The sequence below is a fragment of the Stappia sp. P2PMeth1 genome, assembly GCF_900185735.1.
GTDB lineage: Bacteria > Pseudomonadota > Alphaproteobacteria > Rhizobiales > Stappiaceae > Stappia.
Window position 1 is genome coordinate 339,694 of the sequence record NZ_FYAW01000019.1, and the last position, 19,148, is coordinate 358,841.

Sequence of the window (19,148 nt, forward strand, 5' to 3'; positions counted from 1 at the left end):
CCTCAGTCCCATTCCACATCGAAGTGATCGACAATCGAGCGGATCTCGCCCTCGCTCAGGAGACGCGGGTTCATCCCGCGCAGCAAGAGGGCGAGACGGGCGGTCTCCTCCAGCTCTTCCATGGCGTAGACCGCCGCCTCCAGGTCCTTGGCCGCCACCACCGGGCCGTGATTGGCCAGCAGCACGGCGCTGCGACGACCGGCAAGCCCGCGGATCGCCTCGCCCATGGCGGCGTCGCCCGGACGGAAGAAGGGCAGCAGCTTCACCTTGCCGAGCCGCATGATCGAATAGGGCGTGAGCGGCGGCAGCACATTGTCCGGATCGACCTCCGGCAGCATCGACAGGGCGACCGAATGGCTGGAATGCAGGTGAACGATGGCGCCGGCCCTGGCGCCGCGCGTCTCGTAGAAGGCCGAATGCAGCGGCATTTCCTTGGTCGGAGCGTCGCCGTCGACATGCCGCCCCCCCGCATCGAAGCGCGACAGGCGGCCAGGGTCGAGACGGCCGAGCGAGGTGCCGGTGGGCGTGACCAGCAAGCCGCCGTCGGAGAGGCGCAGCGAGATGTTTCCCGAGGCGCCGCCGGTCAGACCGCGGTCGAACAGAGAGCGGGCGAGCGTGCACAGAAGCTCGCGTTGCCGTGCTTCCTCGCTCATGCCGCGCCCTTTTCGGACAGGATCGCCAGCGCGCGCTCGAAGAAGTCCTCGCCGCCGAAATTGCCGGACTTCAGCGCCAGCGCCAGCTCGGCCCCTTCGACGCGCAAGGCCGGCACCCCGGGATCGATCTCCGGGCCGATGCGCAGCGCCTCGCAGCCAAGGCCGCGCACCACCGCGCCCGAGGTCTCGCCGCCGGCGGAGACGATGCGGCGGACGCCGGAGCGCGCGAGCTCGCCGGCAAGATCGGCGAACAGGGTTTCGATGGTACCTGCCAGTTTCTCCGTTCCGTAGACGCCCTGGGCGCGCCGCACCTCGTCAGGATCGGCCGAGGAATAGACCAGCGGCGCGGCGTCCCGGTTCTCTAGCACGAACGCGCGCAGGGTCGCGACGGTGGTCTTGCCGGACATGACATCATCGGCGGTGACTTCCAGCGCAGGATGGTTCGCCTTGTAGCGCGCCACCTGGGCGCGGGTCGCGCGCGAGCAGGAGCCCGACAGCACGACGCCCGGCCCGTCGACCCCGGCAAAGCTGTCGCTGCCGCCGGCAAGCTCTCCCGCACGACGGAAGTTCTCCGGCAGGCCGAGCGCAACGCCGGAGCCGCCGGTGATCAGCACCAACCCTTCCGCCGCCGCGCCGATGGCGTGAAGATCCGCATCCGTAATCGCATCGACGACCACCGGGCCGGCACCGGCCGCAAGCTCGCGGGCAAGGCCCCTGGCGATCCCGTCCGAGCCCTTGGCGACGTCGGCATGGGCGACATGACCGACCTTGCGCGGCGTCTGCAGGGCGAGCCAGCGGCGGATGTCCGGATCGGTCATCGGCGTCAGCGGGTGATCCTGCATGCCGGACTCGCTGAGCAGCCGGTCGCCGACGAAAAGGTGCCCCTGGTAGAGCGTGCGGCCCGTACCGGGAAAGGCCGGGCAGACGATGGCGGTCTTCGCCCCGAGCCGGTCCATCAGCGCATCGATGACCGGGCCGATATTGCCTTGCGGCGTGGAATCGAAGGTCGAGCAGTATTTGAAGAAGATCTGTCGGCAGCCCTGCGCCAGCAGCCAGTCGAGCGCCGCCAGCGACTGTTCGACCGCCTCGGCAACCGGCACGCTGCGGGTCTTGAGCGCGACGACGCCAGCCTCGACGCCGGGCGCGGCCGGACCTTCCGGCAGGCCGCAATATTGCGTGACCGCCATGCCGCCCTTGACCAGCGTGTTGGCAAGATCCGAGGAGCCGGTGAAATCGTCGCCGATGCAGCCGAGCAGCATGGTCAATCCTTGTCCCTGGAGGCTCCACCCGATGCCGGAACGCCCGGCAGGGCGATGTTGCCCTCGCGGGCATAGATCTTGGCGACCGCCACGTCGCCCTCGCGGCCGAGACCGGCATCGTGCGCGGCCCGGAAGCGGGCGAGCGCTGTCTCCGTCAACGGCACGGAGAGCCCGCCGGCGGAGGCCGCCTCGGCGACGATGCCGAGATCCTTGACGAAGATATCGACTGCCGAATGCGGGCGATAGTCGCCGCCCGCGATGAACGGCCCGCGGTTCTCGAACATCCAGGACGAGCCGGCGCAGCGCGAGATCACCTCCACCATGCGCGCCACCTCAATGCCCTGGCCGACGCCGAAGGTGAGCGCCTCGGCGGTGGCGGCGATGTGGACGCCGGCAAGCAACTGGTTGACCACCTTCATCGCCGAACCGGGGCCGGCGCGGTCGCCGAGCTCGAACACCGTCTCGGCCATCGCATTGAGCGCCGGCCGGGCGGCCGCGAAGGCCTCCGCCGTGCCGGAGGCCATGATCGACAGGCGCCCCTCGGCGGCGCGGACCGCACCGCCGGAGATCGGCGCGTCGAGATAGAGCAGGCCGGTTTCGGCGAGCTTCGCCTCGAAACGCACGGCGTGTTCGGGCGCGAAGGTGGCGCAGGAGACGGCGACGGTGCCGGGGCGAAGATGCGGCGCGATGCCGTCCTCGCCGAAGAGCACGGCCTCGGTCTGGGCTGCGTTGACGACGACGAGCACGACCGCCGAGGCGTTGCGTAGCGCTGCGTCGCGAGCCGCGCGATCAGCGGCACTGCGCCCGCCATCCGCCTCGAAGGCGGCCATGGCAGCCGGCTCCCGGTCGATGCCGGTGACGGCAAGGCCGGCGCGCAGCAGCGAGCGCGCCATGCCGAGCCCCATGGCGCCGAGGCCGATGACGACGATGGGACCGGTTTTGCTCATGACGCCGCTCCCGCGTGATCCTCAAGATAGGCGGTGATGATCGCCTCGATAGAGGCATCGCCGGCAAAGCCGAGATCGAGCGCGCGGCGCGTGTCGAATGCCTTCGGCCAGGTGGAGATGATCGCCTCCACGGCGGGATCGGGCTGGTGACGGATCAGGGCGACCGCCGCATCGCCCGCCACCTTGCGCAGCGCCTCGATCTGCTCGCCGACGGTCACCGAGACGCCGGGCAGCGTGATGTTGCGACGCCCGCCCATGGCGGCACTGTCGAGATCGCCGGCATGGACGAGATAGCCGACGGCCGCGCGCGGGCTGGCCAGCCAGTGGCGCACGTCGGTGCCGACCGGCAGCACGGCTTCCTTGCCGGCAAGCGGCTCGCGCAGGATGGAGGAGAAGAAGCCGGAGGCCGCCGCATTGGGCTTGCCCGGCCGGATGACGATGGTCGGCAGGCGCAGGCCGATGCCGTCGAAGAAGCCGCGGCGGCTGTAGTCGGCAAGCAGCAATTCGCCGATGGCTTTCTGCGTGCCGTAGCTCGACAGCGGGGTAACGACGTAATCGTCGCCGATGACATCGGGCAAGGGACTGCCGAACACCGCCAGCGACGAGGTGAAGACGACGCGGGGGCAATAGCCCGAACGCGCGTTCTCGGCGCGGATCGCCTCGAACAGATGGCGGGTGCCGTCGAGATTGATCCGGTAGCCCTTCTCGAAATCGCGCTCGGCCTCACCGGAGACGATCGCGGCGAGATGGTAGATGACGTCGGGACGGGAGGCGACGAGACGCTCGGCCTCACCGGGCGCGCTGAGGTCGCCGGTTTCGATCGCAACCGGGATGCCGCCCTCCGGCGCGCGGGCCGGGACGACATCGAAAAGCGTCAGGTGCGAGAGGGCGCCGCCGGCGAGGGTTCCCCGCGCGGCCAGCGCCCCGGCCAGCCCCTGGCCGAGCATGCCGCCACCACCGATGATGAGGCAGGTCGTCATTGTCACTCTCTCCTTGCGGGCGGCAGGGCCGGACGCGACATCCGGCGCCGCACCCGATGCGGGCCGCGCCGGATGTCTTTCATGGGTGCATCAGATGCAGCGGCCGCCGTCGACTTCGAGCAGCACGCCGGTGATGAATTCCGCCTCGTCGGAGGCGAGGAAGCCACAGGCCTTGGCAATGTCGAGCGGACGCGACAGGCGGCCGAGCGGAATGCCGGCGATGATCTTGGCCCGCGTCTCCGGCGTGTCCTCGCCCGGCAGGAACTGGTCGGTCAGGCCGGTCTCGCCCATCACCGGGTTGATGCCGCAGACGCGGATCTTGCGGTCGGCGAGTTCCACGGCCATGGAGCGCGTGATGGCGATCGCCGCGCCCTTGGTGCCGTTGTACCAGGTCAGGCCCGGACGCGGACGCACGCCGGCGGTCGAGGCGATGTTGATGATGACGCCGCCGCCGTTCTTCTCCAGCACCGGCACCGCGTGGATCGCCGCGTGGTAGAGCGACTTGACGTTGACCGCATAGACCTTGTCGAAGGTGGCCTCGTCGACCAGCAGCATCGACTGGTTCTTGTGGGTGGTGCCGGCATTGTTGACGAGGATGTCGAGCTTGCCGAAAGCGTCGAGCGCCGCCTGCACCATCGCCTTGGTGGACTCGCCGCTGGTGACGTCGGCGGTGCAGGCAACGGCGGCGGCGCCGATGTCGCTTGCGACCTTCTGCGCCGCGTCGCCGCGGATGTCGGCGACGACGACCTTGGCGCCCTGCTCGGCGAAGTAATGGGCAATGCCCTCGCCATAGCCGCCGCCGGCGCCGGTGACGATGGCCACCTTGTCCTTCAGTTTCATTGCAGTCTCCCGAAAAGAGGCAGCGCCATCGCTACCTGTAGAACAGCTCGACAAGACCGAGCGAAATGAACGGCACGTAGGTCACCAACAGCACGCAGCCCATCACCACCAGCACCATCGGCACCAGGGCCGGAATGATCTTCTGGATGGAGATCTTCGCCACCGCGCAGGCGGCGAAGAGATTGACGCCGACCGGCGGCGTGAACATGCCGAGCGCCAGATTGACCACGATGATCAGGCCGAAATGCACCGGATCGACGCCATAGGCGATGGCAATCGGCGCGAGCAGCGGCGCCAGCACCAGGATGGCCGCGGACGTCTCGACGAACATGCCGACGATGAACAGGAAGACATTGACGGCGATCAGGAAGCTAACGCGGTCGGTGAACACCTGCTGGACCCACTCGGCGATGATCGCCGGAAGGCCGGAGCGGGTGACGAGGAAGGAGAAGAGGCCCGCGCCGGCGATGATCACCATGATCACCGCGCTGGAGATCACCGAGGTGCGCAGCGCCGCGTGGATCTTGGCAAGGGTCAGCGAGCGGTAGACGAAGAGGCCGACGAACAGCGCATAGACCACGGCGATGGAGGAGGCCTCGGTCGGCGTGAAGATGCCGCCATAGATGCCGCCGAGCACAATCACCGGCATCAGCAGGGCCCAGAGCGCATGGACCAAAGCGCCAAAAAACGGCTTGCGCCCGTCGCCGTCCATCTTGCCGTAGCCCTTCACCCGGCACAGGATGATCAGGTAGACGAAGAGCGCGCTGGCCACCAGGATGCCGGGGCCGATGCCGGCCAGGAAGAGCTGGCCGATCGAGGTTTCGGTGGCAACGCCATAGAGGATGAGCGGGATCGACGGCGGGATCAGCACGCCGAGCTCGGCCGAGGAGGCCTGGATCGCGGCGGCAGTGCCGACCGGATAGCCGTGCCGGACCATGGCTGGAATCAGAATCACGCCGATCGCGAAGGTCGTGGCGACCGAGGAGCCGGAAACCGAGGCGAAGATCATGCAGGTGACGACGCAGGTGCAGGCCAGCCCGCCCTGGATGCCGCCGACCATCGATTTCGCCAGTTCCACCAGTCGCTCGGAGATGCCGGCCGCCGCCATCAGATTGCCGGACAGGATGAACAGCGGCACGGCGAGCAGCGGAAACGAGTCGAGGCTGGCGAAGATCCGCTGCACGGCGAGCAGCAGCGGCACAGTCGAGAAGAACTGGATGCCGAAGGCGCTGGCAAGGACCAGCGACACGCCGATCGGAACGGCGACGGCAAAGAGGATCAGCAGCGAGAAGGCAAGGGCCGCGTTCATACCTGGCCCTCCACGTCCTTGAGCTCGCCGGAGCGGGCATCATCCTGACCGGTGAAGCTGACGATGGTGCGCGCGATGACGCCGGGGACGGCGAGCGCCGCGCCGACCGGCAGCGCCGCATAAACCCAGGCGATGCTGACATCAAGGCCGGCGAGGTTCTGCCGCTGCACCCTGAACGCCATGGCCGTGCCGTACCAGATCAGCAGGGCGAGGAAGATCAGCGACGCGGCGGCAATCACGATGGTGAGCACTTGGCGAAGCGGCTTCGGCCCGACATCCATCAGAAAATCGACGGCGATCATCGCGCCCTGGCGGAACGCTGCGGCAAGGCCGAGAAACACCATCCACATCATCGCCGAGCGGGCCGCCACTTCCGACCACGCGGAAGGATGCCCGAAGACGAAGCGCGTCACCACCTGGTAGAAGGTGAGAGCGACGATCGCCGCCAGGGCGAGGACCGACAGTTCGAGAGCGACGCGGGTCACCCGGCGCTCGGCGGCGAAGAACCATTGCATGATCGAACTCCTGCCGGAGAACCGCTGGCGACCGCGACGGCGGCGCCACCTGCGGCCGACCGGGGAACGCCATCAGGGGCGACCGCTCGCGGCCGCCCCAGGGACGCCGGTCGCGAGACGACCGTGACCAGTCGCCTCGCGGTGCCCGGCGGGCGGGGCCTTGGGAGGGCCTTACTGCTGGGCGGCCTGGATGCGCTTCAGCATCTCGTCGCCATACTTCGCCTTGAAGCTGTCATAGGCTGGGGCGACGGCCTGCTGGAAGGCAGCCTGATCGACCGTCTCCACCACGTTCATGCCGTTCTGGCGCAGCAGGGCGACGCCGTTGGCCTCGTCGGCCTCGACCTTGGCGCGGGTCGCCTCGACGGCCACCTTGGCGGCCTCCTCGAACCAGCCCTTTTCCTCGTCGGACAATCCGTCCCACAGGCTCGGCGAGGCGAGGATGATGGCCGGCGAATAGACGTGGCCGGTCAGGGTCAGGTTGCTCTGCACCTCCCAGAACTTCGAGGCGGTGATCACCGGGATCGGGTTCTCCTGGCCGTCGATGACGTTCTGCTGCAGGGCGGCGAAGACCTCCGGGAAGGCCATCGGCGTCGGCGAGGCGCCGGCTGCCCGGAAGGCTTCCATATGCACCGGGTTCTCCATGGTGCGGATCTTCAGGCCCTGCAGGTCGGCCGGCGTGTTGATCGGGCGGCTGGAGTTGGTCACGTGGCGGAAGCCGTTCTCCGACCAGGCAAGGGCGACGAGGTTGTTCTCGCTGACCTTGTCGAGCAGTTCCTGACCGATCTCGCCGTCGAGCACGCCGCGTGCCGAGGCATAGTCCTTGAAGAGGAAGGGCAGGTCGAGCACCAGCGCTTCCGGCACGAAATTGCCCAGCGGGCCGGTCGAGGAAATGGTCAGTTCGACCGAGCCGATCTGCAGGCCCTCGATCACGTCACGCTCGCCGCCGAGCGCGCCGGCGGCCTGCTCGCGGATCTCGTACTTGCCGCCGCTGAGCTCGGACAGCTTCTTGCCGAACGCCTGGACGCCCATGCTGTAGTGGGAATTCTGCGCCGTGGAATGCGCGAAGTTCAGAACGGTCTGCGCCGTGGCGGCACCCCCCATCGCCATCGAAAGGGCGAGCGTGGACACGACAGTCAAGCTGCGGAAACGAAACATAGCGATATCCTCCCTGGTGTCTCCTGCACCGATCGCGAAGTTTGGCGGCGATCGATCATCCAGTCAACACGTTTTACAACTTAACTCTAACTGGTATGATGATCACCCGCAAGCTGGAGCCTGGCAATTGCCGCAATAGAGCGTCGGCGCCCGGCGATATTGACCGAACGGCAGGATTGACCAATAAGTCGAGACATGGACAAGGCCGCACCGACATCGCGGTCGGGGGAGTTCACCTTCGCCGACCTCCAGCAGAGCAAGGCCGATCGGCTGGCCGACCGGGTCTATGAGAACCTGTTCCATGCCATCGTCACCGGCATGATCGCGGCAGGCACCAAGCTGCCGCCGGAGAACGTGCTTGCCGGAGAGTTCGACGTGTCGCGCCCCGTCCTGCGCGAGGCGCTGGACAAGCTGCGCGAGGACGGGCTGATCTCCTCGGTGCGCGGCTCGGGCAACTATGTGCAGAACGCCCTCGGCGCCAGCCCCGAGCGCGCCACCGGCGACGACGACCGCGACGCGCTGGAGCGTATCGGCGACATGCTGAACGGCATCGAACTGCGCCTGATCGTCGAGCCGCAGGCGGCCTATCTCGCCGCCAAGCGGCGCGGGCCGGCGGATATCGAGCGGCTGCGCGAGGCGCTCGATCGCTTCTCCGAGGCAATGCACACCAACGCGATCATGCATTATCACGACTATGCGTTCCACGAGGCGGTGGCCATCGCCACCTGCAATCCGCGCATCGTCAAGACGCTGAAATCGCTAGAATATGACGTCACCCGCTCGGTGACCCTGATGCGCTTCCTGGTGAAGTTCCAGCCGCTGGTGCGCGCCGAGGCGGTGCAGGCGGAGCACGAGGACATCTTCCGCCATATCGAGGCGGGCGCGGCGACCAAGGCCAAGCGCGCGATGCGCAATCATATCGAACACGCCCGCACGCGAATGATGAACAGCCGCCCCGGCTTCTGACCCCTCATCGCTCCCGGCCACACGAAACGGGCGGAACCCGAAGGCCCCGCCTGTCCGATCTTGTCGCGATATCCGCAACTCAGCCGTGCTTCAACACCACGGTCTTGATCGTGGTGAAGCTGATCATGCCCTCGAAGGCCTTCTCGCGGCCGTAGCCGGAGCGCTTCATGCCGCCGAAGGGCAGTTCGATGCCGCCGCCGGCGCCGTAATTGTTGACGAAGACCTGGCCCGCCTCGATGGCATGGGCGCAGCGCATCTGCCGGCCGCCATCCTGGGTCCAGACCGAGGCGGTGAGCCCGTAGGGCGTGCCGTTGGCGAGGCGGATCGCCTCGGCCTCGTCATCGAAGGGAAAGGCCGCCAGCACGGGACCGAAGATCTCGTCGCAGGCGAGGCGGCTGTCGGGCGCCGCACCGTCCAGCAGCATCGGCGGGAAGTAGTAGCCGCTTTCGGGCGCGTCGGGTTTCACCTGCCCCTTGGCAACGACCTGTGCGCCGTCGGCGAGCGCCGCCTCGACCAGTTCGGTGACCCGGCGCAACTGGCGGGCGCTGACGATGGGACCGCAGTCTGGATCGTCGATGCCGGGACCGACCTTCAGCGCGGCAAAGCGCTCGGCGAGCCGCGCCATCACCTCCGGATAGATCGAGCGCTCGATGAGCACGCGGCTGCCGGCCGCGCAAGTCTGGCCGGCATTCTGCACGATGGCGTTGACGACGACCGGCAGCGCCGCGTCGAGATCCGCATCGGCAAAGAGGATCTGCGGCGACTTTCCGCCAAGTTCCAGCGTGACGGGCACGTGGTTTTCCGCCGCCGCCTTCGCAACGGCGGTGCCCGTCTGGGGCGAACCGGTGAAGGAGATGTGGTTGATCCCCGGATGACCGGCGAGTGCTGCACCCGCCTCCATGCCGAGGCCACAGACGATGTTGAGCGCCCCGGCCGGAAGGCCCGCCTGAAGCGCCAGTTCGCCAAGCCGCAGCGGCGTCAGGCAGGCATCCTCTGCCGGCTTGACGACGCAGGCATTGCCGGCCGCCAGGGCGCCGCCGACCGAGCGGCCGAAGATCTGCGAGGGATAGTTCCACGGAATGATGTGGCCGGTGACGCCATGGGGCACCCGCAGCGCCAGAACGGTCATGCCCTTGGAATAGGGGATCGTCTCACCATGGTGCTTGTCGGCGGCCGAGCCGTAATATTCGAAATAGCGGGCGGTCGCGGCGATATCGTTGCGCGCCTGGGTCAGCGGCTTGCCGGTGTCGAGGCATTCCAGCTCGGCGAGCTCCTCGGCATGATCGAGAATCAGCGCGGAAAAGCGCATCAGGATGCGGCCGCGCTCCAGAGCGCTCTTGGCGCCCCATTCGCCCTCGAAAGCAGCGCGCGCCGCTTCCACGGCCCGGTCAACCTCGGCCGCGCCGCCGCGCGGCAGGCGGGCGAAGACCCGGCCGTCGGCCGGGTCGACGACGTCGATGCCGCCCTTGTCCGCGCGGTCGACGACCTTGCCGTCGATGATGTGGCCGAAAGCCGTGATGGATGTCCTGTCGAGCATCGTACTTGCTCCTGAAAGTGGCTGAAACCGGGGAAAGGACCAGCCGACGACACGCACCGGCTGGTTCTGCCTAAGGGTCAGGCGAGCGCCTCGGCGATGGCCTTGCCGGCCTCGATCGTGCCGGCGCTGCCGCCGAGATCGCGGGTGCGCGGGCCGCCCTGCGACAGCACCGCCTCGATCGCGGTCTCGATGGCGCGTGCAGCCTCCAGCTCGCCGAGATGCTCCAGCATCATGGCGCCGGCCCAGATCTGGCCGATGGGATTGGCAATGCCCTGGCCGGCAATGTCGGGGGCAGACCCGTGCACCGGCTCGAACATCGAGGGATTGGCGCGGGTCGGGTCGATATTGCCGGACGGCGCGATGCCGATGCTGCCGGCGACCGCGGGACCGAGATCGGAGAGGATGTCGCCAAACAGGTTGGAGCCGACGACCACGTCGAACCAGTCCGGATGGTTGACGAAATGCGCGGTCAGGATGTCGATGTGGAACTTGTTCGCCGCGACGTCGGGATACTCGGCCGCGACGGCCGCGAAGCGCTCGTCCCAATAGGGCATGGCGATCTTGATGCCGTTCGACTTGGTGGCCAGCGAGACCTTGTTGCGGCGGGTGCGCGCCAGTTCGAACGCATAGCGCAGGATCCGGTCGGTGGCGCGGCGGGAGAACACCGATTCCTGAATCACCAGCTCTTCCGGCGTGCCCTGATAGAGAATACCGCCGGCGGAGGAATACTCGCCTTCCGAATTCTCGCGGACGATGACGAAGTCGATATCCTTGGCATCGCGGCCGGCGAGCGGCGAGGTGATGCCCTTGAGCAGGCGGGCCGGCCGCAGCGCGACATAGAGGTTGAGCTCGCGGCGCAGGCGCAGGATCAGGTCCCAGGTGGAGATGTGGTCCGGCACGGTGGGCCAGCCGACCGCTCCGAGGAAGATCGCATCGGCGCCGCGCACCTGGTCGACGCCGTCTTCCGGCATCATCCGCCCATGGCGGGCATAGTAGTCGCAGTTCCAGTCGTAGTCTTTCCAGTCGACCGTGAACCCGAAGCGCCGCGCGGCCGCCTCCACCACCCGCTGGCCCTCGGGCACGACCTCCTTGCCGATGCCGTCGCCCGCAATCACCGCGATATCGTAATTCCTGCCCATGGAGCACCTCCCGACACGTCTTTAATTCCGGCGGCGACCATGCGGCAAAGCGCCAGATGAGTCAATTGAGTTTACAACTATACAAAACGTCTCAGGCATCCTCGCGGTGCTGATAGAGAAGATCGCTGCGGTCGAGATGGATGCCCATGGCGGCGGCGGCGCCCTCCTGGTCGCCGGTGGCGAGCCGGTCGACAATCACCGCGTGCTCGGCCAGGGTCTTGGTCTCGCCGCCGGACCACAGCAGCAGCTCCGAATGATAGTTGAACAGCCAACTGAGCATGGCATCGCCGACGGCGGCGAAGATCGGGTTGCCCGACAGCGAGGCGATCTTGCGGTGGAAGGCGATATCGGCGGCGATGAAGGCCTCGGCATCGCCCAGCGCCTCGCGCTGGCGGTCGACGAGCCGGCGCAGTTCGGCGATGTCGGTGGCGGTGGCATTGGCGGCGGCGAGCCGCACCATGCCCATTTCGAAAAAGCGGCGCGCCTGCTTCAGGTGCTCCAGATTGTCCGGCGAGGCCGACAGCATCAGGCGGGCCACCCCGTCGATCTGCCGGATCACCGTGTCGGCGGTGAGCGCGCTGACCCGGGCCCGCTCGCCGTGGGAGATGCTGATCAGGCCCATCGTGTCGAGCGATTGCAGTGCCTCGCGCACCGCCGGCCGGCCGACGCCGAAGCGCTCCATCAGATCGCGTTCGGACGGCATCAGCTCGCCGGGCAGCACCTCGCGGCGGGTGATCATCTCCAGCAGCCGTTCCAGCACCTGGTCCGACAGCTTCCGCCTGACGATCTTGTCGCCCTCGTCCGTTTTCGTGCCGCGCTTGCGCATTCCAGCTCCCTCGCCCAGGCCATCCACCTCCTATAGCAATGCTGGAGTGCGGCTGCCTATATGGCAGCCGCAAACGTCGTCCCGAACGCCGTCAGGTGATGGCGCGGATGCTCGCCGCGATCTCCTGCGGCTCGAAGACGCCGCGCCAGTCGTCGCGCATCAGCCGCGGCTTGCCGTTGGCGATGGCCTTGTTGCAGGCATCGGAGAACGCGCCCTGCACCTCGCCCATGACGACGGCACCGAGGATGTTGAGATGGCCCAGCAGGAAGTCGCGGGCCGCGACCGGATCGACGCCGCGCGCAACGACCTCGTCCATCGCTTCCTTCATGACGACGAGCAGGGTGGCGCAGACCGTCTCCGACAGGCCCGGTTCGAGCAGCGCCATCTGCTCCACCGTGACCCGGTGCGAGCGCAGGATCGGGCCGTAGATGGTGCGGGCGATCTCCTCGCCGACCGCGTAGTGCTCCTCCGGTCCCTGCATCAGGGCGCTGACGATGGCCTGCTTGGCGGCAACGCCGCCGAAATAGTCGCGCTTGGCCGCCATCTCGGTCTCGTCGTTGAAGATCGGCGGATGGCAGGGATGCGAGACGAAATAGGTGACGTCCGCGCGCTCCGGGAAGTGGCCGGCAAAGGGCGCGGCCGCATCGAGCGCCATCACCAGCGTGCCGGGATCGAGCTTGGGCACGACGGTTGCCGCGACCGCCTGGATCGCCGTGTCCGGCACGGCGAGGATGACGGCGCCGGCCCCGGCAAGGGCGGCGTCCATGTCGACGCATTCGACGCCGAGGACCTCGCGCAGGCGGGCGCGCCCCGCCTCGCCGATTTCCACATGCGCGACCTCATAGCGCGAGCCCTTGAGGTTGGTGGCAAGACGCACGCCCATCTTTCCGCCGGCGCCAAGCAAAGCAATCTTCATCAGTCGACCTCCTGTTTGGCGGCGATGAAACCCGTCAAACATCATGTTGTCAACTGGTATGATGAGATGATATCGAACCTGCCAACGGATGCCGGCACGCGGCAGGGATGCGAGAGGGAACGTGGCAGATGGAACGGCTTTACGCACGCTACGAACTGGAAAGCCCGCTGCCGCTGGAAGATGCCGCGGCGGTGATCGCCGGCGAGCAGTCCTGCGGCACCTTCCTGCGCCTGCCGGGAGAGACCGACGAGCTGCGCGAGCGCTCCGGCGCGAGGGTCGAGAGCATTGTGGAGACGGGAAGCTCGCCGACCCCGGCCCTGCCCTGCCGGATCCGCTCGGACCGCTACCGGCGCGGCGAGATGGTGCTGTCCTGGCCGCTGGAGAATTTCGGCCCCTCGCTGACCAACGTGCTGGCGACGGTCGCGGGCAACCTGTTCGAGCTGGCGGAGGTCTCGGCGCTACGCCTTCTCGACATCACCTTCCCGCCGAGCTTTGCCGGCGCCTATCCGGGCCCGGCCTTCGGCGTTCAGGGCACGCGGCGCCTTGCCGGTGTCGAGGGTCGGCCGATGATCGGCACGATCATCAAGCCGAGCGTCGGCCTTGCGCCCGACGAGACGGCGGCGATGGTCGAGCAACTGGTTGCCGGCGGCATCGACTTCATCAAGGACGACGAACTGCAGGCCGACGGCCCGCATTGTCCGTTCGAAGCGCGCGTCGATGCGGTGATGCGGGTGGTCGAGGACCATGCGCAGCGCAACGGCCGCAAGGCGATGGTCGCCTTCAACATCACCGGCGAGATCGACGAGATGAAACGGCGCGCCGACCATGTTCTGGCGCGCGGCGGTACCTGCATCATGGTCAGCCTGCACTCGATCGGGCTGGCCGGCCTCGGCGCCATTCGCCGCCATGCCAGCCTGCCGCTGCACTGCCACCGCAACGGCTGGGGCCTGTTCTCCCGCTCGCCCGACATCGGCATTGCCTACGAGGCCTGGCAGAAGTTCTGGCGCATCGCCGGCGCCGACCACCTGCATGTCAACGGGCTGGCCAACAAGTTCTCCGAGAGCGACGCCTCGGTGATCGCCTCGGCGAGAGCCGTCGGCGCGCCGCTGTTCGGGAACGGGCTGCCGGGGTTCGAGGCGCTGCCGGTCTTCTCCTCCGGGCAGACGGCGGCGCAGGTCGCCGGCACCCATGCGGCGGTCGGCTCGCCCGACTTCCTCTACTGCGCCGGCGGCGGCATCATGGGCCATCCGCATGGCATTGCCGGCGGTGTGGCGAGCCTGCGCCAGGCGGCGGATGCGGCGATGGCCGGCATCGACATCGACACCCACGCCCTGACCCATCCCGAGCTTGCCGCCGCCCTGTCCTTGTTCAAGGACAAGCGCTGATGGCCGGCGACCTGCTGCTCTCCTATTACGGCGACGACTTCACCGGCTCGACCGACGTGATGGAGGCGCTGACCTCCAACGGCATCGAGACCGTGCTGTTCACCCGCAGGCCGGACGAAGCCCTGCTGGCGCGCTTTGCCGGCTGCCGCGCCATGGGCCTTGCCGGCACCAGCCGCAGCCGATCGCCCGACTGGATGGACGCGGAACTGCCGCAGGTGTTTGCCTGGCTGAAGTCGCTCGGCGCGCGCTTTTGCCATTACAAGGTGTGCTCGACCTTCGACAGCGCCCCTCATCGCGGCTCCATCGGCCGGGCGATGGAGATCGGCCTTGCCGCCTTCGGCCAGCACCGGCTGGCGCTCGTCGTCGGCGCGCCGCAATTGCGGCGCTACACGTTCTCCGGCCATCTCTTCGCCGCCTGGCGCGACACGCTGCACCGCATCGACCGGCACCCGGTGATGGCGCACCATCCGGCTACGCCGATGGGCGAGGCCGACCTGTTGCTGCATCTCGCCGCCCAGACCTCCCTGCCCTCCACCCTGGTCGGCCCGACCGATCCGGCGCTGGGACAGGTGCCGCCGGACGAGGCCCGCATCGTCCTCCTTGATGTCTTCGACAAGGCCTCCCAGGTGGCCGCCGGCGCCTATCTCGAGGACGCCGGCCGGCAGAACGGCCCGCTGGTCTTCGGCTCGTCGGGCATCGAGTATGCCTTGCTCGAGGCATGGCGGCAGAGCGAGGCGGGGGTACGTCCTGCGCGGTTCGAGCCGCTGACGCGGCAGGAGCGGATGGCGATCGTCTCGGGCAGTTGCTCGCCGACGACCGAACGGCAGATCCGTACCGCGCTCGATGCCGGTTTTACCGGCATCGAGATCGACTATGCGGCGCTCGCCTCCGGTGAGGGTCGCGAGGCGGCGTTCGAGGCGGTGCTGGCCCGCGCTGAGGGCGTGCTCTCCTCCGGCGGCAGTCCGCTCGTCTATACCGCCCTCGGCCAGACCAGCGTGGTGGCGGCCGGTCACGACCAGGGAGGCGACGATGCGGTGGGCGAGGCGCTCGGCCGGCTGCTCGCCGCGCTGCTCGTGCGTCATGGGCTTGCCCGCGTGGCGGTGGCCGGCGGCGACACGTCGAGCCACGCGCTCGGCGCGCTCGACATTCACGCCCTGACCCTGCGCCATCCGATTCCCGACAGCCCCGGTTCGCCCGTCTGCAACGCCCATGGCACCGACGGGGAGCCCGGTGTCGAGCTGATCCTCAAGGGCGGCCAGATCGGCAAGGACGACTATTTCGTACGCCTGCGCGACGGCACTCTGATCGGCTGAACCTCAGGTCGTTTCGCCGGGGATCAGCTCCAGATCGAGGCACAGGCTGGACGGCAGCCTCCCCTCGCTGCGCGGGTCCAGCCGGTCGACGATCATCTCGCCCGCATGGGTGCCCATGGCATGGCTGTCGAAGGAGATGGTCGACAGGCGCGGCGACAGCTCACCGGCCAGGTCGTTGTCGCCGAAGGTCAGCAGAGCGAGATCGTCGGGGATGCGCCGTCCCTGCTGGCGCGCCTCCAACAGCGTGCCGAGGCCGAGCAGGTCGTTGGCGCAGAAGATCGCATCGAAGCTACGCCCGCCCTCCACCAGGCTGCGGTAGGCCTGGCGCCCGTCAATGACACTGTCGACCTGTTCCACCCGGATCGTCTCGACGATCTCCGCCCCCAGCTCCGCCGCCCGCTCGGCAAAGCCGGAAAGGCGCAGGGCGCCGCGGCCGCCGCTGCGGCCCATGAAGGCAAGCCGCCGATAGCCGCGTTCGACCAGGTGGCTTGCCGCCAGCCGGCCGGCATCGGTGTTGGAGAAACCGACCAGCATGTCGAGCGGATCGGGCGGGTAGGCCCAGCTCTCGACGATCGGAATGTCGAGTTCGCGCAGCAGGCCGCGGTTTTCCTCCAGCTCGATAACACCGGTGAAGAAGACCGCGGCAGGCCGCAGCGAGCGCAGCGACTGGATGGCGCTCAGTTCGCGCGAATAGGAATAGGAGGTCTGGCCGACCATCAACTGGTAGCCGTGCTGCTCCACCACCCGGGCGCAGGCGCGCACTGCCTGGCTGTATTGCTGGCTGAGCAGGTTGGACACGAAGGCCGCGACGATGCTGGAGCGGCCCGAGCGCAGGGCCGAGGCATGCGGATTGGACCAGTAGCCGGTCGCCTCCACCACCTGCAGGATGCGGTCGCGGGTCTTCGGCGAGACCATATCGGGCGTGCGCAGGGCGCGGGACACGGTGATCGGCGAGACGCCGGCCTGCCGGGCGACATCCTCGATGCGCGGCGGGCGGGCCGGGCGGGCGGCAGCTCCCTCCGGCCTGTCGGGTGCAAGGCGCAGCACGGCATCATGGGTATGTGCCGTCAGATCGGTCGCTTTCGCCATGCTGCCCCGTTCTCCCGCGCCGTCAGGCCATTTCGTCCTCCCGCAGGGGACGCGCCGCCTGCATGAGACAATCGCCGGCCTGGCTGTCGCAATGCAACCGCCGCGACAGCACGATGCCCGCCCGAGCGAAGCGCAGCTCCTCCTCCGGCAGGTCGAGCCGTTCGAAATCGTGATACCAGCCGGCGAGATCGCCGGCCTCGACCCTGTCGCCCAGCGCCACCGCCGGCTCGAACCAGCCCCGCCGAACCGCATAGATCGCCTGTGCGTGGCTTTCAAGGGCCAGCACGGTCATTTCCTTGCGCGACAAGGGCTTACGGGACAGCAGGGGAGCATCGATGACGCCCAGCTCGATCAAGACGTTGTCGATGGCGCAGGCCGTCGCCTGCATGGACTCGGCCGTCACCGTGCCGCCGCCGCCGAACTCGCCGCTGAGGCCGATGGCCCCGGCCCGCGCGGCGGCCGCCATGGAAGTCGGTGCCGCCGCACCGTTCTCCGCGACGAAGCCGTAGGGGAGCCCGGTCGCCCGCATCAGCCGCAGGGCGGCGGCGAAGCGCTCCGGCGGGCCCTGGCGCTCGATCAGCGCGCAATGCAGGTGCTCCATCGAGGTGCCGCCTGAGTGCAGATCGAAGACCACGTCATGGACGGGGAACAGTTCGTGCTCGAGAAAATGCGCGATGCGGGCCGTCGGTGTGCCGAGCGGATCGCCGGGGAAGGCGCGGTTGAGATTGCCCTCGTCGAGCGGCGAGCGCCGCCGCGCCGCCATGACAGCAGGCGCATTGGCGAAGGGGATGATGGTGACCTCGCCGCGCATCCGCTCGGGCGTCAGTTCGCGCGCCAGCCGCGCCAGCAGGATCTCGCCCTCGTATTCGTCGCCGTGGTTGCCGGCCATCAGCAGGATGCGCGGCCCCTCGCCGTTGCGCAGGCGAACGACAGGGATCTTCGCCTGGAAGTAGGGGGAGCGGTCGATCGAGAACGGCACGGACAGGCGGGCAAGCCGCCGGCCCTGTGCCGTCAGGTCGAGATCGTGGAAAACGCCAGTGTGCATGGTCGCCCGGCCTGGGAGGGAAGGATCAGAGGGCGGCGATCGCGGTCATCTCGACGCGCAGGTCCGGATCGGCGAGGCGCGCCTCGTAGCAGGCCCGCGCCGGCGGGTTGGCCGGATCGATCCAGGCGTCGTAGACGGCGTTCATCGCGTCGAAGTCGATGATATGCGGCAGCAGGACGGTCACGGCGACGAGGCGCGAGCGGTCGCTGCCGGCCTCAGCCAAAAGCGCATCGATCTTGGCCAGGACCTCGCGGGTCTGCTCCTGAAGGCTGCCCTTGCGGTTGTCGGCCACCTGACCGGCAATGTGGACATGGCCGCCCGAGACGACGGCCTGGGACATGCGCGGGCCGACCTGGAAACGCGTGATCATCGACTTTACTCCGTGACTGTCGAAATACTGGAACGCCCGGACGGACGAGACCACGCCACAGAGGACGCGATCCCGCCCGTCCGGGAGGAACTCACATGTTGGGAAGCGGCGTCGCTTCCTTGAACCACTTGACCTGCAGAGCCTCGAGCTTGCCGTTCATGCGGTTGAAGAACAGGTCCGTGTTCAGCCACTGCAGCAGGTTGTGCTCGCCGTGGCGAACGGCGGCGTGGGCCGGCGACTGGCGGATCAGGAACTTCAGCTCCACGTCGGCAGAGCCGGAGGCGTTGAGCGCGATGGCGCTGTTCTCGGCGAAGTATTCGGTCTGGCCGGCGAAGAAGGCGGCGAGCGCGCTGGCCGCATCCTCGAAACGCACGAGATTGGCGCCCGTCGCGTTGTCAGTCAGCCAGACGTCGAGCGTGGTGCCGCGGGCAACGGCAATCGACTTGCCGGCAAGCTCTTCCGGGCTGGAATAGGCGGGCGTGCCGGCCTTGCCGTAGACGCCAAGCTGGACCGCGACATAGGGCGAGGTGAACATGACCTGCTGCGCGCGCTCGGGGGTGGCGCCAGCGGCCGCGACGAGCACGTCGATCTGGTCGGAGAGCAGGCTCGGCAGGCGGGCCGCGCCGGTCACCTCGACGATCTCCAGATTGACGCCGAGATCGGCGGCAACGAGGGCGGCGAGTTCCACGTCGAAGCCGGTGAGCTTGCCCTCGCCGTCGCGGAAGCCCCAAGGGGCGGAATCCGCAAGCACGCCGATGCGCACCTTGCCGGCATTGAGAATGTCCTGCAGCTTGTCGGCGAAGGCCGAGCCGGAGGTGAGCGAGACCGCAGCGATGGCTGCTGCCGCGAGAGCCGTCCTGAAGAAGTTCATGGGGGTTCCCCTTTCCTTTGGAAGAAGCCGGCC

Annotated in this window: 19 protein-coding genes; 3 read left to right on the forward strand and 16 right to left on the reverse strand. The window is 68.2% G+C overall.

The window, feature by feature from the left end; genetic code table 11:
• Positions 1-2 precede the first annotated feature (2 nt).
• The 8 genes from P2PM1_RS12560 to P2PM1_RS12595 all read right to left on the reverse strand — a co-directional run bounded on the left by P2PM1_RS12560 (position 3) and on the right by P2PM1_RS12595 (position 7,658).
• Positions 3-653 carry an aldolase gene (locus tag P2PM1_RS12560; protein WP_186399260.1) on the reverse strand — a complete coding sequence of 217 codons (651 nt, stop codon included), beginning with the start codon at positions 651-653 and terminating at the stop codon, positions 3-5.
• Positions 650-1,912 carry a 3-oxo-tetronate kinase gene (gene otnK / locus P2PM1_RS12565; protein ID WP_186399447.1) on the reverse strand — a complete coding sequence of 421 codons (1,263 nt, stop codon included), beginning with the start codon at positions 1,910-1,912 and terminating at the stop codon, positions 650-652. The genes P2PM1_RS12560 and otnK overlap by 4 nt, the downstream gene beginning before the upstream one ends.
• A 2-nt stretch (positions 1,913-1,914) precedes the next feature.
• Positions 1,915-2,859: an L-threonate dehydrogenase gene (ltnD, locus tag P2PM1_RS12570; RefSeq protein ID WP_186399261.1), complete on the reverse strand. Its 945-nt coding sequence runs from the start codon at positions 2,857-2,859 to the stop codon at positions 1,915-1,917.
• Entirely contained in the window at positions 2,856-3,839 is a 984-nt protein-coding gene (denD, locus tag P2PM1_RS12575; protein WP_186388627.1) for a D-erythronate dehydrogenase, read from the reverse strand. The genes ltnD and denD overlap by 4 nt, the downstream gene beginning before the upstream one ends.
• Before the next feature lie 90 nt (positions 3,840-3,929).
• Positions 3,930-4,679 (reverse strand): glucose 1-dehydrogenase, encoded by a 750-nt coding sequence (locus tag P2PM1_RS12580; protein WP_186395391.1) that lies wholly within the window; start codon positions 4,677-4,679, stop codon positions 3,930-3,932.
• A gap of 31 nt (positions 4,680-4,710) precedes the next feature.
• Entirely contained in the window at positions 4,711-5,988 is a 1,278-nt protein-coding gene (locus P2PM1_RS12585; protein ID WP_186388625.1) for a TRAP transporter large permease, read from the reverse strand.
• Entirely contained in the window at positions 5,985-6,503 is a 519-nt protein-coding gene (locus P2PM1_RS12590) for a TRAP transporter small permease (protein WP_186388624.1), read from the reverse strand. The genes P2PM1_RS12585 and P2PM1_RS12590 overlap by 4 nt, the downstream gene beginning before the upstream one ends.
• A 171-nt stretch (positions 6,504-6,674) precedes the next feature.
• Complete coding sequence (locus tag P2PM1_RS12595; protein ID WP_186388623.1) at positions 6,675-7,658, reverse strand: TRAP transporter substrate-binding protein; 984 nt, start codon at positions 7,656-7,658, stop codon at positions 6,675-6,677.
• Positions 7,659-7,853: 195 nt separating this feature from the next.
• Here P2PM1_RS12595 and P2PM1_RS12600 point away from each other — a divergent pair, with 195 nt between their 5' ends.
• Positions 7,854-8,624 (forward strand): FadR/GntR family transcriptional regulator, encoded by a 771-nt coding sequence (locus tag P2PM1_RS12600; RefSeq protein ID WP_186388622.1) that lies wholly within the window; start codon positions 7,854-7,856, stop codon positions 8,622-8,624.
• Between the two features lie 79 nt (positions 8,625-8,703).
• Here P2PM1_RS12600 and P2PM1_RS12605 read toward each other — a convergent pair whose 3' ends face one another.
• The 4 genes from P2PM1_RS12605 to P2PM1_RS12620 all read right to left on the reverse strand — a co-directional run bounded on the left by P2PM1_RS12605 (position 8,704) and on the right by P2PM1_RS12620 (position 13,045).
• Positions 8,704-10,161, reverse strand: a complete 1,458-nt coding sequence (locus P2PM1_RS12605) for an aldehyde dehydrogenase family protein (RefSeq protein WP_186399262.1) — start codon at positions 10,159-10,161, stop codon at positions 8,704-8,706.
• 77 nt (positions 10,162-10,238) lie between these two features.
• On the reverse strand, positions 10,239-11,300 hold the full coding sequence (locus P2PM1_RS12610; protein ID WP_186399263.1) for a tartrate dehydrogenase: 1,062 nt from the start codon (positions 11,298-11,300) through the stop codon (positions 10,239-10,241).
• Between the two features lie 91 nt (positions 11,301-11,391).
• On the reverse strand, positions 11,392-12,126 hold the full coding sequence (locus tag P2PM1_RS12615) for a transcriptional regulator NanR (RefSeq protein WP_186388619.1): 735 nt from the start codon (positions 12,124-12,126) through the stop codon (positions 11,392-11,394).
• Between the two features lie 91 nt (positions 12,127-12,217).
• Positions 12,218-13,045: a phosphogluconate dehydrogenase C-terminal domain-containing protein gene (locus tag P2PM1_RS12620; RefSeq protein WP_305849909.1), complete on the reverse strand. Its 828-nt coding sequence runs from the start codon at positions 13,043-13,045 to the stop codon at positions 12,218-12,220.
• Positions 13,046-13,170: 125 nt separating this feature from the next.
• Here P2PM1_RS12620 and P2PM1_RS12625 point away from each other — a divergent pair, with 125 nt between their 5' ends.
• The gene (locus P2PM1_RS12625; protein WP_186399265.1) at positions 13,171-14,427 is read left to right on the forward strand and encodes a ribulose-bisphosphate carboxylase large subunit family protein; all 1,257 of its coding nucleotides are present in this window, start codon (positions 13,171-13,173) and stop codon (positions 14,425-14,427) included.
• Positions 14,427-15,740, forward strand: a complete 1,314-nt coding sequence (locus P2PM1_RS12630) for a four-carbon acid sugar kinase family protein (RefSeq protein ID WP_186399266.1) — start codon at positions 14,427-14,429, stop codon at positions 15,738-15,740. Before P2PM1_RS12625 ends, P2PM1_RS12630 begins: the two co-directional genes overlap by 1 nt.
• Positions 15,741-15,743: 3 nt before the next feature.
• Here P2PM1_RS12630 and P2PM1_RS12635 read toward each other — a convergent pair whose 3' ends face one another.
• From P2PM1_RS12635 to P2PM1_RS12650, 4 genes are all read right to left on the reverse strand, one after another.
• Complete coding sequence (locus P2PM1_RS12635; protein ID WP_186399267.1) at positions 15,744-16,829, reverse strand: LacI family DNA-binding transcriptional regulator; 1,086 nt, start codon at positions 16,827-16,829, stop codon at positions 15,744-15,746.
• 22 nt (positions 16,830-16,851) lie between these two features.
• Positions 16,852-17,874, reverse strand: coding sequence for a succinylglutamate desuccinylase/aspartoacylase family protein (locus P2PM1_RS12640; RefSeq protein WP_186388614.1), 1,023 nt, complete (start codon positions 17,872-17,874; stop codon positions 16,852-16,854).
• Positions 17,875-17,899: 25 nt separating this feature from the next.
• Positions 17,900-18,244, reverse strand: a complete 345-nt coding sequence (locus P2PM1_RS12645; protein ID WP_186388613.1) for a RidA family protein — start codon at positions 18,242-18,244, stop codon at positions 17,900-17,902.
• Positions 18,245-18,335: 91 nt separating this feature from the next.
• Positions 18,336-19,115: a transporter substrate-binding domain-containing protein gene (locus P2PM1_RS12650; protein ID WP_186388612.1), complete on the reverse strand. Its 780-nt coding sequence runs from the start codon at positions 19,113-19,115 to the stop codon at positions 18,336-18,338.
• Positions 19,116-19,148: the final 33 nt, after the last annotated feature.

Coding starts and splice junctions, on each gene's coding strand:
- P2PM1_RS12560 (WP_186399260.1), bottom strand. CDS start 653: ATGAGCGAGGAAGCACGGCAACGCGAGCTTCTGTGCACGCTCGCCCGC.
- otnK (WP_186399447.1), bottom strand. CDS start 1,912: ATGCTGCTCGGCTGCATCGGCGACGATTTCACCGGCTCCTCGGATCTT.
- ltnD (WP_186399261.1), bottom strand. CDS start 2,859: ATGAGCAAAACCGGTCCCATCGTCGTCATCGGCCTCGGCGCCATGGGG.
- denD (WP_186388627.1), bottom strand. CDS start 3,839: ATGACGACCTGCCTCATCATCGGTGGTGGCGGCATGCTCGGCCAGGGG.
- P2PM1_RS12580 (WP_186395391.1), bottom strand. CDS start 4,679: ATGAAACTGAAGGACAAGGTGGCCATCGTCACCGGCGCCGGCGGCGGC.
- P2PM1_RS12585 (WP_186388625.1), bottom strand. CDS start 5,988: ATGAACGCGGCCCTTGCCTTCTCGCTGCTGATCCTCTTTGCCGTCGCC.
- P2PM1_RS12590 (WP_186388624.1), bottom strand. CDS start 6,503: ATGCAATGGTTCTTCGCCGCCGAGCGCCGGGTGACCCGCGTCGCTCTC.
- P2PM1_RS12595 (WP_186388623.1), bottom strand. CDS start 7,658: ATGTTTCGTTTCCGCAGCTTGACTGTCGTGTCCACGCTCGCCCTTTCG.
- P2PM1_RS12600 (WP_186388622.1), top strand. CDS start 7,854: ATGGACAAGGCCGCACCGACATCGCGGTCGGGGGAGTTCACCTTCGCC.
- P2PM1_RS12605 (WP_186399262.1), bottom strand. CDS start 10,161: ATGCTCGACAGGACATCCATCACGGCTTTCGGCCACATCATCGACGGC.
- P2PM1_RS12610 (WP_186399263.1), bottom strand. CDS start 11,300: ATGGGCAGGAATTACGATATCGCGGTGATTGCGGGCGACGGCATCGGC.
- P2PM1_RS12615 (WP_186388619.1), bottom strand. CDS start 12,126: ATGCGCAAGCGCGGCACGAAAACGGACGAGGGCGACAAGATCGTCAGG.
- P2PM1_RS12625 (WP_186399265.1), top strand. CDS start 13,171: ATGGAACGGCTTTACGCACGCTACGAACTGGAAAGCCCGCTGCCGCTG.
- P2PM1_RS12630 (WP_186399266.1), top strand. CDS start 14,427: ATGGCCGGCGACCTGCTGCTCTCCTATTACGGCGACGACTTCACCGGC.
- P2PM1_RS12635 (WP_186399267.1), bottom strand. CDS start 16,829: ATGGCGAAAGCGACCGATCTGACGGCACATACCCATGATGCCGTGCTG.
- P2PM1_RS12640 (WP_186388614.1), bottom strand. CDS start 17,874: ATGCACACTGGCGTTTTCCACGATCTCGACCTGACGGCACAGGGCCGG.
- P2PM1_RS12645 (WP_186388613.1), bottom strand. CDS start 18,244: ATGATCACGCGTTTCCAGGTCGGCCCGCGCATGTCCCAGGCCGTCGTC.
- P2PM1_RS12650 (WP_186388612.1), bottom strand. CDS start 19,115: ATGAACTTCTTCAGGACGGCTCTCGCGGCAGCAGCCATCGCTGCGGTC.